We start from the raw sequence: 14,933 nt of genomic DNA, 5'->3' as shown, positions 1-14,933 counted from the left end.
TCATTTATATATTGTTAATAAAAATAGATTACACTGAAATTTCGAATTTGTCTGCTCTCACTGTAACATATATGACATACAATTTATAACATATAACAAGAGTGGGGGACATATACAAATTACATTCTATTTATAACATAAAGGTAAAATTTTTATCCCTAGAATAGGTTATTAAACACCGGTAATTACATTACCTAGATTAAATATTGGCAAATACATCGCTAACATTATCACACCGATAAGACTTGAAATTAAAACAAGTAAAATCGGTTCAAGATTTTTAAGTCTTTGCTTTGTTATATCTGCATATTGTTTAGAATAATATTTGAATAAATACTGTGTAAAGTATTGAAGCTTATCTGTTTCTTCGGCGATAGATATAAGTTGAATTGCTAAATTCGGAAAAAAAGGGGCTTGGTTCATCGCACTGGATAATGACTCGCCTTTAATTACAGTACTATGGATGAACTGACAATCTTTATGATAGTGATTATTAGTGATAGTTCCGATTGCACAATTTAAGCATTCAGGCAATGGTAAACCTGCTTTTAATGTTGATGATAATGTTAAAAAATAGATAGATAAATTGTGAAATTGTATTAATTGTCCAAAATAGGGAATGATTGTTGAAAGCTGATGGAGGTATTTCTTAAATTCTGTTCTAAATTTGATTACACATAATATAAAGAGTGAGATTAATATAAAGAATAGATAAAACTCATCTCTAATTCGGTTAGATATAACTATCATAATTTGTGTTAAGAATGGAAGTTCATGTTGAAATGTCGAATAAATATTTTCAAATTGAGGAATAACATACAGTAACATAATTGATAAAAGAATAATTGAAAATATTATGAGTGTAATTGGGTATCTCAAGGCTTTCTTAATGATTTGCGTTGTTTCAATGTTATGCTCTAACATAGACGTTATAATAGTAAAACTATTTTCATACTGTCCTGTTTTTTCAGCAATTATTATTAGGCTTAAAGTGGTGCTGTCAAAGATAGTCGGATGTTGTTTTAGGTTTTTAGCGAAACTTTCACCTTTTTTCAAGTTATTGATTGAACATGAAATAATATAGTTCCAAAGTGGTAGTTGACAGTTGGATTTTAAAATACTCAAACATTGAAGTAAGTTTATTCCTGAAGATGTCAATATACTTAATTGATGAAAGAAATGAATTCGATAATTCAAATTTAATTTATTTAAATTGAAAATGGCTTTTAGCTTTATTTTTAAAGGTATTAGATTATTTTCAATAATAATTAATAACGCCTGCTTTTTATTTTTAGCAATTAATGTGTCTTTTATTAAATCATTATGGCTATTGATTGCCGTATAGGAGTATATAAACATAATTAATAGTCCCCTTTGCCTACTATGGCGTAAACTTCTTGTAAGCTCGTATTTCCAGACTCTATGAGCTTAATACCGGATTGAAATAAATTGATAAAATTACTCGAACAAATCTTTTGATTGGCAAAGACATTTTTCAAATTATCATGATGAAGGTATTCATAGATTGCAGTTCTTCCCATAAAGCCGGCAAAACATTGGTCACATCCTGATGATATCGATTCATTAACATAGGTATTTTCATCGATTTCCGTTTGTTTTGTTGTTGGTTGTTTGCAATTAGAGCAGAGTTTTCTAACAAGTCGTTGAGCAATAACCATTTTTAAGCAAGACCTCAATTGTGCTTTATTGACACCTAATTGCTCCATACGCTCTATTGCACTCACAGTGCAATTTGTATGTAGTGTTGAAAGCACTAAATGACCGGTTTGTGCTGCTCTGGTTGCAATTTGAGCTGTTTCTTCATCTCGTATTTCACCAACCATAATAATATCCGGATCCTGCCTTAATAAGGCTCTAAGTGTAAATGCAAAACTTAATCCATATTTTTCGTTAACTTGAATTTGATTTATCCCTTGAAGAGGGATTTCTATAGGATCTTCAATGGTTGAAATATTTCTTGAGGATTGATTTAAATACTCTAGAGCGCTATATAGGGTGACTGTTTTGCCACTCCCCGTTGGGCCTGTGACTAATATTAATCCTTGAGGTTTATGTAAGTTTTCTTTTAATACGTTTAATAGGGTAGAGCACATCCCGATGTGCTCTATGGAATATTTAAGTTGAGTATTGAGTAGTCTTAAAACCAGTTTTTCGCCATATAAGGTGGGAATACTTGATAAGCGTATACTGAAATTGTATCCATCAAAATACCAATTCAATTGTCCATCTTGAGGAAGCCTTTTTTCTGCAATATTCATTTTTGCTAGTATTTTAATCCGAGCAATAATCTCATTATTAATTTCATAAGGAGGAGATGGCATAAAATGTAGTTTCCCATCCACCCTAATACGTATTTTAATGCCTTGCTTAGTTGGTTCTATATGTATGTCTGATGAACGCTTACGAACTGCGGACTTAAGTAATTCCTCAACAAAGTCAATTGCTGGCGAGGATGTATTTAATGATTCGGTTTCTTTTGATTGATAGGTTTTTTCTTCTTCCTGAACTTCGTGAATATCATGATTAAAATAGTGGTCTATTTTTTCTTTTGGCCAAATGTCATAACAGACTGGTACACTAGCAATAAATCTTAGTGTTGAAATAACGTTATCATTAGGTTTTTGCGATACGGCAATTGATAATCTTTTATGGTTGTAATCAATTATTATTATATAATTTTTATCGCATACATTTTTAAGTTCTTTAAAAATATATTGCCTTTCCCTGGTGTAATTCATTTTAGCCCTTATTTAAAAATTGAGTGTTTTTTCACAGAGTGATTTTAAATTATCATCACTGTCGCTTTCACAAACAATTGTCCATTGAAAAGGCATATTATTATTTGTATTTAAAGGTGTTAATGTAGCAGAAAGGCCTGAGAGTGCTTTATCAGCAGTAAAAGTAATGACACCAGCTTTTACATCTATTGCACTAAGGTACTTACCTTTAACATTATTAGGAATATTGTCTTTTCCGCTAGCACATTGAGTTAAACCGCCTTGATTGAAACTACATAATTCAACGCTATTTTTATAAGGAAGTATAGTTTGTAGTACATCGGTCATTGCAGCTTTTTGCATATATCCTTGATAGCCTGGAATGGCTATTGCACTAAGTATAGAAATTATTGCTATAACAACCATTATTTCAATTAACGAAAATCCTTTTTGATTCATGATTAAATCCTTCTATGTTTAGGTGAGTGAATATCATGAACGAGTTTTTACGTTACATTTAGTCATTGCATTATTATATGCGAGCGGTTTTGAAAAATATTTATGATAATAAGTGGGGTTTCATTTTTATTTGGAGCGTACTCGAAAAAATATAAATTTATTTTCATATAATCTTGAGAGAATATGATTTTTTTGGCTTAATTTAAAATACTCGTAATTATATTTTAAAGTTTAATTACGAGGGTTAATAAATGTTGAATTATTTAAATGTTTTTAATTTTTCTTTGTAATGTGACCAATTGAAATAAGGGCCAGGATCTGTTTTTCGATTAGGTGCAATATCACTGTGGCCGGTAATATTGTGTGCAATAAGCGGATATTGAGCGATAAGTAATTTTGTGATTTGAGCTAGTGCTAAATATTGATCTTCTGTAAAAGGTTCGAAATCGGTTCCTTCGAGTTCAATACCAATTGAAAAGTCATTACATTTTTCTCGGCCTTGATAACTTGATTGTCCCGCATGCCAAGCACGCATATTAAAAGGAACATATTGTATTATTTCACCATCACGGCGTATTAGACAATGGGCAGAAACTCGAAGGTGTTTTATCTCGTCAAAAAATGGATGCTCATCAGGATTTAATGTCCCTGTAAAAAGCTGATTAATATACGGGCCACCAAATTGTCCAGGAGGAAGGCTGATATTGTGTATAACTAAAAGCGAAGGAACCGTAGTTTCAGGTCTTTCATCATAATGGGGAGAAGGGATATGAGTCACATTTTTTAGCCAACCATTATGTATTTTCATACCGGTATCCATAGTATTCTCTTTTCTTTTTTAAGCTCTCGTTATCTATAGCTAGAAAGATTAGCATAGATGATATGACACGGGTGGATATTTTTGGAGTTTACTAATGGCTATACGACGTTACGATGAGAAACAAAGACGTGAAGTTCTTCTTGAAAGATTGTCTGTAGATATTCCCTTCATGGTCAGTGTTGCACTGAAAGAAGATTTAGGCCAGTTGGTTGATTATAAACAAGATATTACTGGGCAATTGCTCAATGAAAATACGCTTGCAACAGCTCGAATTATTACAAGAGAACAGGGTGTTTTTTGTGGGCAACAATGGCTTGATGAAGTTTTTCATCAATTAGGTGGCCAGGTTAAAGTTCATTGGCAAGTACGCGACGGCGATACCGTTGCACCAAATCAAATTCTCTGTGAAATGTCTGGGCCATCTCAGGTACTTTTAACCGGAGAACGGACAGCACTTAATTTTATTCAAACATTGTCGTCTGTCTCGACAGTGACAGCTCTATATGTGGAACAGCTCAAAGGGACAAGAGCTAAGCTTCTGGACACAAGAAAAACCATTCCTGGACTAAGAACGGCATTAAAATATGCCGTTTTGATGGGCGGAGGGTTTAATCATCGCCTTGGTTTATCTGATGCCTATCTTATTAAAGAAAATCATATTATTTCAGCGGGTTCCGTAGAACAAGCCGTCAACCTTGCTCGTAAAGCTCACTCTGAAGTCCCTATAGAGGTTGAAGTTGAAAATTTGGATGAACTACTTCAAGCAATAAAGGCTGATGCAGATATCATCATGTTAGATAATTTTACGACTAAAATGATGAAAGATGCTGTGGTACTAACAGCCGAGAAGGCCGCTTTAGAGGTATCAGGAAACGTAACCTTAAGTACAATCAAAGAGTTTGCTGAAACTGGAATTGATTTTATCTCAGTCGGTGCATTGACTAAACATATTAAAGCAATGGATTTATCCATGCGATTTGTGAATGAGAAATAACGGAAGCTTCGCTAGTTATTACGATTAAACAGCAGAGATTGTAAAGTGAAGGACATAATTTGAACAATCTCTGCTGGTTTTTAAATTGACGTCAAATGCTGATGAGGCTATCTGGTTTAGTTCAGTGCTATTTTTTAAATCGAAATTTGATTTAAGTTTGACTTAATGGATATTTTAACGATTTTTTTATGTTAAAGATGGCGTTTTGTATTTCAGTAATCGCTTAGATACATTTATTGAATAATTATGCATTATAATTGACTTTGATTTACCTTAGTTTGTAACTGTAACGCTTCAGTTATCGTTATTTTGGCATAAAAAATCGATTTAAATGTTAAATATCAATATGCGTATAAATGTGTTTAGTTATCAAATTATGCTAAATATTAAAATTTTTTGTTAAAATTTGCAGGATTTTATGATTTAGCACAAGGTCTTTATGGACAGATAGTGAATACTTTGTTACTTTATTAACCCATAAATAAATTGGTATTACCAATTAACACTGGGTAATACGTAATCAATAATTACTCACTAATGAACATGGCAGATTATGACTTACGGTAAAATTCGCCAACCAAAGTTATCTGATGTTATAGAGCAACGACTCGAACATCTTATTTTCGAGGGGACTTTACGCCCCGGCGAAAAGCTGCCTCCTGAACGCGAACTGGCTAAACAGTTTGACGTGTCCAGACCATCAGTACGTGAAGCAATTCAAACTTTAGAAACCAAAGGTCTTTTATCTCGCCGTCAAGGTGGTGGAACCTTTGTTCAAAAAAAAATGTGGCAAAGTTTTAGCGACCCACTTGCTGAATTACTTGCTGGTAACCCTGAATCTCAATTTGATCTCCTTGAAACGCGTCATGCACTCGAAGGTATTGCCGCTTATTATGCTGCTCTTCGTGGTACTGAAGAAGATTTAGTGAGAATTCGTCAAAGTTATGAACTAATTGAAGTTGCACAGCAAAATGGCGGGCTTGAAGCTGAATCAGACGCGGTATTACAATATCAACTGATTGTAACAGAAGCTGCTCATAACGTTGTTTTATTGCACCTGTTGCGCTGCATGGTTCCTATGTTGGAACAAAATATTAAGCAAAATTTTGAGTTTTTATACACGCGTAAAGATATGTATAAAGCAGTTAGTGAACATAGAGCTCAAATTTTCTCCGCTATAATGGCAAGAGAACCTGAAAAAGCTCGAGAAGCTTCTCATCGCCACTTAGCCTTTATTGAAGACTTGCTTTTGGATATTGGCCGAGAGCAGACAAGACGAGAACGTTCGTTACGTAGGTTACAGCAACATCCTGATTTAAAGTAGTAATATAGAATCTGACTGCTGCATCTATATTACTGTGAATGCTCTATTTGAGCGCTAAACGCAGCAACTACATTAGGGCCTATCTTCCCGTTATTTTTAATGAAATGGGAAAATAACGGGAAGATAGGCTCCACATAAACATCATAAAATAGATAACAGATAAGGAATACACCATGTCAGATATGTTAAAAAATGACGTGGATCCGATTGAAACTCGCGACTGGTTACAGGCGATTGAATCGGTGATCCGTGAAGAAGGTGTTGATCGTGCACAGTTCATTATCGAACAGGTATTGAGCGAAGCACGTAAAGGCGGTGTTAACATTGCTGCTGGTGCATCCGGTCATTTTGATTACATCAACACAATTGCTGTTGAAGATGAACCTGCATACCCTGGTAACATGGATTTAGAGCGCCGTATTCGCTCTGCAATTCGTTGGAACGCAGTTATGACTGTTCTGCGTGCTTCTAAAAAGGATTTAGAGTTGGGTGGCCATATGGCCTCATTCCAATCTGCTGCAACCTTATATGAAGTTTGTTTTAACCACTTCTTCCGCGCTCATAATAATAATGATGGCGGCGACTTGGTATTTTTCCAAGGCCATATTTCCCCGGGTATCTATGCTCGTGCTTTCTTAGAAGGCCGCTTAACTGAAGAGCAGATGAATAATTTCCGTCAAGAAATTGGTGGTAAAGGTTTATCTTCTTACCCACACCCTAAATTAATGCCTGATTTCTGGCAGTTCCCAACTGTTTCAATGGGTCTGGGACCAATCAATGCTATCTACCAAGCTAAATTCTTAAAATATTTGGATAACCGTGGTCTGAAAAATACCTCTGCACAGACGGTATATGCTTTCTTAGGCGATGGTGAGATGGATGAGCCAGAATCTAAAGGTGCGATTACTATCGCAACTCGCGATAAGTTAGATAACTTAGTTTTCGTTATTAACTGTAACTTACAGCGTTTAGATGGCCCAGTAACTGGTAATGGTAAAATTGTTAACGAGCTAGAAGGCATCTTTAGTGGCGCTGGCTGGCAAGTTATCAAAGTTATGTGGGGCGATCGTTGGGATGAATTGCTGCGCAAAGATACTAGCGGCAAATTAGTTCAACTGATGAACGAAACACTGGATGGCGACTATCAAACATTTAAGTCACGTGATGGTGCTTATGTTCGCGAACATTTCTTTAATCGCTACCCAGAAACTGCTGCATTAGTTAAAGACATGACTGATGATGAAATTTGGGCGTTGAACCGTGGTGGTCACGATCCGAAGAAAGTCTATGCAGCATTTAAAAAAGCAGAAGAAACGAAAGGCAAACCAACTGTCATTTTAGCTCAAACCATCAAAGGTTATGGTATGGGTGAAACGGCGGAAGGTAAAAACATCGCTCACCAAGTGAAGAAAATGAACATGGATGGCGTACGTTACTTCCGTGATCAATTCAATGTGCCAGTTGCCGACGACCAAATTGAAAAACTGCCGTACATTACATTTGAAAAAGATTCAGAGGAGTACAAATATCTACATGAGCGTCGTCAAGCGCTTGGTGGTTATTTGCCAGCTCGTCGTGCTAAGTTTGAAGAGAAACTGGAAATTCCAGCACTGTCAGACTTTAGCCAATTACTTGAAGAGCAATCTAAAGAAATTTCAACCACAATTGCATTCGTTCGTGTTCTGAATGTTATGTTGAAAAACAGCTCTATTAAAGAACGTTTAGTCCCAATTATCGCTGATGAAGCACGTACCTTTGGTATGGAAGGTCTGTTCCGTCAAATCGGTATTTACAGTGCGAAAGGGCAGCAATATACCCCTCAGGATCGTGAGCAAGTTGCTTACTATAAAGAAGATTCTAAAGGTCAAATTTTGCAAGAAGGTATCAATGAGTTAGGTGCGGGCTCTTCATGGTTAGCTGCGGCGACATCATATAGCACCAATAACCTACCAATGATCCCATTCTATATCTACTACTCAATGTTTGGTTTCCAACGTATTGGTGACTTGATGTGGGCAGCGGGTGACCAACAAGCACGTGGCTTCCTGATTGGTGGTACTTCAGGTCGTACAACACTTAATGGTGAAGGCTTACAGCATGAAGATGGTCATAGCCATATCCAGTCACTGACTATTCCTAACTGTATTTCTTATGACCCAGCTTACGCTTATGAAGTTGCTGTCATTATGCACGACGGTTTAGAGCGCATGTATGGCGAGAAACAAGAGAACGTGTATTACTACATCACGACTCTTAATGAAAACTACCATATGCATGCAATGCCAGAAGGCGTTGAAGAAGGTATCCGTAAAGGTATCTACAAGCTGGCTTCTGTTGAAGGTAGCAAAGGTAAAGTTCAGTTATTAGGTTCTGGCTCAATGATGCGCCACGTACGTGAAGCTGCAAATGTGCTGTCAACTGAATATGGAATTGGTTCTGATGTTTATAGCGTAACCTCATTCACTGAATTGGCTCGTGATGGTCAAGACTGTGAGCGTTGGAATATGCTACATCCATCTGCTACGCCACGTGTTCCATATGTTGCTCAAGTCATGAATGACGCACCAGCTGTTGCATCAACTGACTACATGAAACTGTTCGCAGAGCAAATTCGTACCTATGTACCTGCTAGTGAGTATCGTGTACTAGGAACCGATGGTTTCGGTCGTTCAGATAGCCGTGAAAACCTGCGTCACCACTTTGAAGTGGACACAACTTATGTGATAGTTGCAGCGCTAGGTGAATTGGCTAAACGTGGTGAAATTGATGTTCAAATCGTTGAAGAAGCGATTAAAAAATACAACATCAACCCAGATAAAGTTAACCCACGTTTGGCATAAGAGGTAAGAATCAATGTCTATTGAAATCCAAGTGCCTGATATCGGTGCTGATGAAGTTGAAGTCACCGAAGTGATGGTTAAAGTTGGTGATAAAGTAGAAGCAGAACAATCAATTATCACAGTTGAAGGTGATAAAGCTTCTATGGAAGTCCCATCTCCACAAGCGGGTGTGGTTAAAGAAATTAAAATTGCAGTGGGTGACAAAGTCACTACTGGCAAATTAATTATGATTTTTGAAGCAGCAGAAGGCGCAGCAGCGCCAACTGCAGCAGCTTCTGCTCCTGCGGCTACCGCAGCACCAGCTACAGCTGAAGCAAAAGAAGTTGCTGTACCTGATATTGGTGGCGATGAAGTTGAAGTTACTGAAATCATGGTTAAAGTTGGCGATAAAGTCGAAGCTGAACAATCGATCATTACTGTTGAAGGTGATAAAGCCTCAATGGAAGTACCTGCACCATTTGCTGGTACAGTTAAAGAAATTAAGATTGCAACTGGTGATAAAGTTCAAACTGGTTCTTTGATTATGGTATTTGAAGTTGCAGGTTCTGCGGCTCCTACAGCGGCACCGGCGGCAGTTTCTGCGGCACCAGTTGCTGCGACAGCTTCTGCAATCAAAGATGTTAACGTTCCAGATATCGGCGGTGATGAAGTTGAAGTTACCGAGGTTATGGTTAAAGTTGGCGATAAAGTTGCAGCTGAACAGTCAATCATTACTGTTGAAGGCGATAAAGCTTCAATGGAAGTGCCTGCACCATTTGCTGGTACAGTTAAAGAAATTAAAATCGCGACTGGCGACAAAGTTAAAACCGGTTCACTGGTGATGACTTTTGAAGTTGCAGGCTCAGCACCAGCAGCGGCTCCTGTAGTTGCGGCTTCTGCACCAGCACCATCGGCTGCACCTGTTGCATCAGCACCAGTGAAAGCGGCTGATAGCAAAAACGACTTCGTTGAAAATGACGCTTATATTCATGCAACGCCGGTTATTCGTCGTTTAGCGCGTGAGTTTGGTGTTAATTTAGCGAAAGTTAAAGGTACGGGTCGTAAAGGTCGTATTCTTCGTGAAGACGTCCAAGCTTATGTTAAAGATGCTGTGAAACGTGCAGAATCTCCAGCAGCAGCGGGTGGCGGCTTACCGGGTATGTTGCCATGGCCGAAAATTGATTACAGCAAGTTCGGTGAAGTTGAAGAAGTTGAACTGGGCCGTATTCAAAAAATCTCTGGTGCTAACCTAAGCCGTAACTGGGTCATGATCCCACACGTTACACTGATGGAAGATGTTGATACCACTGAAGTTGAAGAGTTCCGTAAACAACAGAATAAAGAAGCTGAGAAGAAACAGCTTGGTGTGAAAATCACACCACTGGTGTTTATCATGAAAGCGGTAGCTCGTGCTCTTGAAGAGATGCCACGTTTCAACAGCTCTATTTCTGAAGATGCACAGCGTTTGTTCCTGAAGAAATATATTAACATCGGTATCGCTGTTGATACCCCTAATGGCCTAGTTGTTCCTGTTTTCAAAGATGTGAACAAAAAAGGCATTATGGAGTTATCTCGCGAGTTAGGTGAAGTGTCTAAGAAGGCTCGTGCAGGTAAATTGACTGCCGCTGATATGCAAGGTGGTTGCTTCACTATTTCGAGTCTTGGTGGTATTGGTACAACCGGTTTTGCTCCGATTGTAAATGCACCAGAAGTTGCCATTATGGGTCTATCACGTTCAGCAATGAAACCAGTGTGGAATGGTAGCGAGTTTATTCCTCGCCTGATCCTGCCTATGTCACTTTCATTTGACCACCGTGTAATTGATGGCGCTGATGGCGCTCGATTCATCACTTTGGTTGGACAATTGATGAGCGATATTCGCCGTCTAGTGATGTAAATAATAAGACCGGCTTATAGGCCGGTCTGTTTTATTTAGGCTGGGGCAGAGTTTTTTGCTGTTGCTGCCACAGGTTGGGAGTTACATCACGTAATGAGCCTTTTCAGGGTGTTAACAATTCTGTAAACTGCTTTCGGTGTGTACTTTTCCAGTGGAAAATTCGTTTATTCGGCAGCCCCGCTGGACAAAACAAAATGAGGTCATGATGAGTACTGAAATTAAAGCCCAAGTAGTCGTACTTGGTGCAGGCCCTGCAGGATATTCTGCGGCTTTCCGTTGCGCTGACTTAGGTTTAGAAACTGTTTTGGTTGAGCGTTATTCAACTCTAGGTGGAGTTTGTTTAAACGTGGGTTGTATCCCATCTAAAGCTTTGTTGCATGTTGCAAAAGTGATCGAAGAAGCTAAAGCTTTAGCTGAACATGGTATCGTTTTTGGTGAGCCAAAAACTGACATTACCAAAGTTCGTATGTGGAAAGAAAAAGTTATCAATCAGTTAACTGGCGGCTTAGCAGGTATGGCTAAAGGTCGTAAAGTTACCGTGGTTAATGGTTTTGGTAAATTTACAGGTGCAAACACGCTGGTAGTTGACGGTGAAAACGGCAGCACAACAATTAATTTTGATAATGCTATTATTGCTGCGGGCTCACGTCCTATTCAGTTGCCATTCATTCCTCATGAAGATTCACGCATTTGGGACTCAACCGATGCGTTAGAACTGAAAGAAGTTCCAGAGCGTCTGCTAGTTATGGGTGGTGGTATCATCGGTCTAGAAATGGGTACTGTGTACCATGCTCTAGGTTCTCAAATCGATGTTGTTGAAATGTTTGATCAAGTCATCCCTGCGGCTGACAAAGACGTAGTTAAAGTCTTCACCAAGCAAATCAGCAAGAAATTCAATCTGCTATTAGAAACTAAAGTAACAGCTGTTGAAGCAAAAGAAGACGGCATTTATGTTTCTATGGAAGGCAAAAAAGCCTCCGCAGAACCACAACGTTATGATGCTGTATTAGTCGCTATCGGTCGTGTACCTAATGGTAAAAACTTAGATGCAGGCCAAGCAGGCGTTGAAGTTGACGATCGTGGATTTATCCATGTTGATAAACAAATGCGCACTAACGTACCTCATATCTTTGCTATCGGCGATATCGTCGGTCAACCAATGTTGGCTCACAAAGGTGTTCATGAAGGTCACGTTGCAGCAGAAGTTATTTCTGGTCTGAAACATTATTTCGACCCTAAAGTTATTCCATCAATTGCTTACACTGAGCCAGAAGTCGCTTGGGTTGGTTTGACTGAAAAAGAAGCGAAAGAAAAGAATATCAGCTATGAAGTTGCAACATTCCCATGGGCTGCATCTGGCCGTGCGATAGCATCAGATTGTGCTGAAGGTATGACTAAGTTAATTTTCGACAAACAAACTAACCGTGTTATCGGTGGTGCTGTTGTTGGCGTTAATGGTGGTGAATTACTAGGTGAAATCGGCCTAGCAATTGAAATGGGTTGTGATGCAGAAGACCTCGCATTGACTATCCATGCACACCCAACATTATATGAGTCAATTGGTATGGCTGCTGAAATTTATGAAGGTAGCATTACTGATTTACCAAACGCTAAAGCGAAAAAGAAAAAGTAATTTTCTTTATTAGCGAATAGTAAACAGCATCTCTAGTGTGTTGTTTATTTATAAAGTGAATAGAAGCCAATGTGGAAACACATTGGCTTTTTTGTATTTATAGCAATAAAAAAATAAATTCATCTTTATAATTTTATTTAAATTAATCAATTGAAAATAATTGTTTAATTTTTAAGTTTATAACTATTATGAAAATAACGGTTAGTTGACTATAAAAATATTAAATTCTAATTTGCTTATTCTGCTTTTTATTTATAACTAATAAGGAAATTAGTTTATGGGAATAATGGAACATGTAGATTCGATGACGGTAGTTGGAAGTAATTCTCGGCCTAGTAATGACTATTCATATTTTAATAATTTTTCTGATGATATTCATGATGAAACATATTTGACTGATCAGTATGATAATTTGAAAAATATTTTACATGATAATTATGCTGAAAAAGAATCAGTATCGAGTGATGAACGTATTTACTACCATAAGGCCGAACCTTCACAAGTTGGGGTAAACTTATATAAAAACACGCGAAGGTCAAACCAAGAATTACTTGAAGATAAGATTGAAACATTGAAAGGGACAGTTCGTAGTATTGAAAGCTCACATGAATGGAAGGTTTTAACAGATCCTCAAAAACACCCCTGTACATATCAACGGAAATTTCATTCGTCGGCAATGAATATGACAGCTACATTGAAGCTCAATACTACAGAAGATAGAGATAGACTAATCTCTGATAAATTTGATACTAACTATAAGCGTAATCCAGATGTTTTCGACAATCAAGGCTACTTAAAAAATGCACCTAATGATGCAATTAGGCAAAGAATTATCGATGGTAGAATTAAGTATTTAGAACAAGAAATTAAAACATTTCGAAAGAATATAAATGAAATTAAAAATGGTAAAGGTTAAAACATGAAAATAGAACTTAGTTTACTGGAAGAGGCTGTAGTAACCATTTTCAAAGAAATGAAAGAGCAGGGAGTAGATGATATTGACCTAGATTCAGATTTTTATTGGAACGTACCTTCAGAGTTTATTTATGATGTTTATAATGAGCCTCCTCGATTAGACATTGGGCAGTTGGAAGATGATTATGAAACTTTATGCAAAGCTAAAGAAAAAGAGCTCCTAGTAAAGTATAACTTAAAAAATATATCTACAATCTTTCGGTATTTAGCTGAGAAAGATTCAGCATAATCTGAATTGATAACCTTAAGTGTGTAAGCCATGACAATTTAGGTCATTATTTACACACTGATTAACTGGTTTTTAATTGCTAACTAAGCTGATCTCTATCGCTATTTTAATTTATGTTTCCAATTTTGTTGAAGGGTTAGCTTTGCATCACGTATGCAGTGGCTGAATCTCTACCTGACTAGGGTGTAGATTATTAAATTAATAGAAATGTTTAAATTTAAACATAGATATACAAAAAGTATAAATATTGTTTTTTTGACTTTAACTATCTTAGTTATAATTTAGGAATATTTTTAATGATTTCAATTAACCTCACCTTTAAAATAATTAGTGCTCAATAGAAACAGAATGCACGTGAGCAAGATTTTTTAGTGAAAGGTAAAATTCAGGTAGAGTGATTCGTTGTCTGATAGTCAGTTTTAAACTCACTTCAACACGCTGTTTTTTAACATCACGAATATTAAGATTATCAATTATATCTCGAGTGAGTTTTAGATGGTCTATTAATATAGGGACACCTTCATCACTGTCAAATAGCATTCTTACCTTTAATTTCCCTAATCGTTGCCTTTTAAATTGAAATAACACAATTTGTGGCCTTATCATGATGGCAATAAAAAATAATACGGTGACAATTATCGCTTGTAGATAAAACCCATTACCACAAGCAATTCCTATCCCCGCTGAAGCCCAGACGATTGCGGCGGTTGTTAGTCCTGAAATAGCATCATCACTTCTGTGCATGATGACGCCGGCGCCTAAAAAGCCGATTCCACTGACAATTTGTGCAGCTAAACGCATTGGGTCACTGCGTATATTGTCAGAAATTCCGGCGTAGTACTCCGCAGATTGGATAGAAACAATAGTTAAAAGACAGCTTGCAACAGAAATGATGACACAGGTCGTGAATCCTACTGGTTTACCTTTAGATTCTCTTTCTAAGCCAAGTAATCCGCCCAATATAAATGAGGCAACGAGTTTTATGATAATGGAGACAGAAACTAAATTAGTACCATTTAAATAGTTCATCATTGTTATCATATTA

Annotated in this window: 12 protein-coding genes; 7 read left to right on the top strand and 5 right to left on the bottom strand. The window is 37.1% G+C overall.

Annotation, left to right across the window (positions count from 1 at the left end; all coding sequences use genetic code 11):
* Positions 1-171 precede the first annotated feature (171 nt).
* The 4 genes from AAZR93_RS07090 to ampD all read right to left on the bottom strand — a co-directional run bounded on the left by AAZR93_RS07090 (position 172) and on the right by ampD (position 4,005).
* Positions 172-1,359, bottom strand: a complete 1,188-nt coding sequence (locus AAZR93_RS07090; RefSeq protein WP_434719360.1) for a type II secretion system F family protein — start codon at positions 1,357-1,359, stop codon at positions 172-174.
* A 2-nt stretch (positions 1,360-1,361) separates the two neighbouring features.
* Entirely contained in the window at positions 1,362-2,759 is a 1,398-nt protein-coding gene (locus AAZR93_RS07085; protein WP_434719359.1) for an ATPase, T2SS/T4P/T4SS family, read from the bottom strand.
* 12 nt (positions 2,760-2,771) lie between these two features.
* The gene (ppdD, locus tag AAZR93_RS07080) at positions 2,772-3,197 is read right to left on the bottom strand and encodes a prepilin peptidase-dependent pilin (protein ID WP_294102732.1); all 426 of its coding nucleotides are present in this window, start codon (positions 3,195-3,197) and stop codon (positions 2,772-2,774) included.
* A gap of 259 nt (positions 3,198-3,456) precedes the next feature.
* Positions 3,457-4,005 carry a 1,6-anhydro-N-acetylmuramyl-L-alanine amidase AmpD gene (gene ampD / locus AAZR93_RS07075; protein WP_294102734.1) on the bottom strand — a complete coding sequence of 183 codons (549 nt, stop codon included), beginning with the start codon at positions 4,003-4,005 and terminating at the stop codon, positions 3,457-3,459.
* 106 nt (positions 4,006-4,111) lie between these two features.
* Between ampD and nadC the strand changes: the two genes are divergently transcribed.
* From nadC to AAZR93_RS07040, 7 genes are all read left to right on the top strand, one after another.
* Positions 4,112-5,011: a carboxylating nicotinate-nucleotide diphosphorylase gene (gene nadC, locus AAZR93_RS07070; protein ID WP_294102737.1), complete on the top strand. Its 900-nt coding sequence runs from the start codon at positions 4,112-4,114 to the stop codon at positions 5,009-5,011.
* 553 nt (positions 5,012-5,564) lie between these two features.
* Positions 5,565-6,335 carry a pyruvate dehydrogenase complex transcriptional repressor PdhR gene (gene pdhR / locus AAZR93_RS07065; protein WP_294102742.1) on the top strand — a complete coding sequence of 257 codons (771 nt, stop codon included), beginning with the start codon at positions 5,565-5,567 and terminating at the stop codon, positions 6,333-6,335.
* Positions 6,336-6,508: 173 nt separating this feature from the next.
* Positions 6,509-9,175, top strand: a complete 2,667-nt coding sequence (gene aceE / locus AAZR93_RS07060; RefSeq protein WP_434719358.1) for a pyruvate dehydrogenase (acetyl-transferring), homodimeric type — start codon at positions 6,509-6,511, stop codon at positions 9,173-9,175.
* A gap of 13 nt (positions 9,176-9,188) precedes the next feature.
* A complete protein-coding gene (aceF, locus tag AAZR93_RS07055) occupies positions 9,189-11,051 on the top strand; it encodes a pyruvate dehydrogenase complex dihydrolipoyllysine-residue acetyltransferase (protein WP_434719357.1) in 1,863 nt (620 codons plus the stop codon).
* Between the two features lie 205 nt (positions 11,052-11,256).
* Positions 11,257-12,684 carry a dihydrolipoyl dehydrogenase gene (lpdA, locus tag AAZR93_RS07050; RefSeq protein ID WP_294102748.1) on the top strand — a complete coding sequence of 476 codons (1,428 nt, stop codon included), beginning with the start codon at positions 11,257-11,259 and terminating at the stop codon, positions 12,682-12,684.
* Between the two features lie 277 nt (positions 12,685-12,961).
* Entirely contained in the window at positions 12,962-13,600 is a 639-nt protein-coding gene (locus tag AAZR93_RS07045; protein ID WP_434719356.1) for a hypothetical protein, read from the top strand.
* Positions 13,601-13,603: 3 nt separating this feature from the next.
* Positions 13,604-13,888, top strand: coding sequence for a hypothetical protein (locus AAZR93_RS07040; protein WP_434719355.1), 285 nt, complete (start codon positions 13,604-13,606; stop codon positions 13,886-13,888).
* A gap of 327 nt (positions 13,889-14,215) precedes the next feature.
* Here AAZR93_RS07040 and AAZR93_RS07035 read toward each other — a convergent pair whose 3' ends face one another.
* Positions 14,216-14,929: an MgtC/SapB family protein gene (locus AAZR93_RS07035; protein WP_434719354.1), complete on the bottom strand. Its 714-nt coding sequence runs from the start codon at positions 14,927-14,929 to the stop codon at positions 14,216-14,218.
* Between the last annotated feature and the right edge of the window lie 4 nt (positions 14,930-14,933).

The organism is Providencia sp. Je.9.19 (assembly GCF_051129765.1).
Taxonomy (GTDB): Bacteria; Pseudomonadota; Gammaproteobacteria; order Enterobacterales; family Enterobacteriaceae; genus Providencia.
The sequence above is the reverse complement of the archived record's forward strand: the minus strand, read 5'-3'. Positions and strand labels throughout refer to the sequence as shown.